Source organism: Polaromonas sp. P1_E3 (assembly GCF_056405935.1).
This window is the reverse complement of the sequence record NZ_JBFUBD010000634.1, coordinates 1-1,141: the sequence shown is the minus strand read 5'-3', so window position 1 is coordinate 1,141 and position 1,141 is coordinate 1. Positions and strand designations below refer to the sequence as shown.

Sequence of the window (1,141 nt, the reverse complement as noted above, 5' to 3'; positions counted from 1 at the left end):
GTGGGTGTCCTGGTTCTGGGTGAAAAGCTCAATGCCACGCAAATGGGCGCCTTTGCCATCGCCCTGACGGGCGTGGTGCTGGCTACTTTGCCCGGACGGGGTCCGGGAACGCCTGTTCCGGTCGAGCCGCCGCACTGATCTCCCGATCCAGCCGTTTTTGCCGGCGCATCACGGAGATGCTGTAGGCAATGATGCCCAGCGACACTACCGTGATCAGGATCGTGGCGGCCGCGTAAATCGACGGGTTCACCCCACGCCTGGCATAGCTGAAGATCACCTGCGGCAAAGTCGTCACCCCCGGGCCCGACAAAAACTCGGAAATCACCACGTCGTCAAACGACAGCGTGAAGGTCAGCAGCCAGGCCGACACGAGTGCCGGCGCAATGCTGGGCAGGGTCACGAGGAAGAACACCTGCACCGGCCGGCAGCCCAGGTCCATGGCGGCTTCCTCCAGGGTGCGGTCCATTTCACTGAGGCGCGACTGAATCACTACTGTGGCGTAGGCCATGCCCAGCAGCGTGTGCCCCGTCACGATGGTGATGAAGCCCCGGTCCGGCCAGCCGATGGTGCGCTGCACCGCGACCATCAAGAGGAGCAAGGCCAGACCGATGATGACCTCGGGCATGACCAGCGGGGCGTTCACCAGCCCGTAAAACAGGGTGCGTCCGGTAAAGCGCAGATAACGTACCAGCACGAATGCAKCAAAACTGCCGAGCACCACCGACAGAGTGCCGGTGATCAGTGCCACCTTGAGCGACAGGAAAAAACCTTCCACCAATCGGGAGTCCGACAGCAGCGCCTCGTACCAGCGCGTGGAGAAGCCGGTGAAAACACCGTCCTGGCGGGTACTGTTGAAAGAAAAGACGATGAGGAAAATCAGCGGGATGTACAGGAACAGGTATACCAGGCCCATCCAGATCCGGCCGACATTGTTCTCAAAGACCCGGAGGATTGGTCTCAACACGTTTTTCATGTCAATGCCGCCCTTGCGCATCGCGGTCGCTGCTGGAGCGGTAGTAAAACGCCAGCGGCACCAGGATCAGGAGGATCATCACGACAGCCAGCGCGGACGCGCGCGGCCAGTTGTTGCTGCTGAACATCTCGTCCCACACCACGCGGCCGATCATGATGTTCTCAGCGC

The 1,141-nt window shown here is 61.1% G+C and carries 1 protein-coding gene and 1 pseudogene; both read right to left on the bottom strand.

Annotation, left to right across the window (positions count from 1 at the left end):
• Positions 1-82 precede the first annotated feature (82 nt).
• The gene (locus AC1D0Z_RS22370; protein ID WP_477660340.1) at positions 83-913 is read right to left on the bottom strand and encodes an ABC transporter permease; all 831 of its coding nucleotides are present in this window, start codon (positions 911-913) and stop codon (positions 83-85) included.
• A gap of 61 nt (positions 914-974) precedes the next feature.
• Positions 975-1,141, bottom strand: a pseudogene (locus AC1D0Z_RS22365) (putrescine ABC transporter permease PotH); the annotation flags it as partial.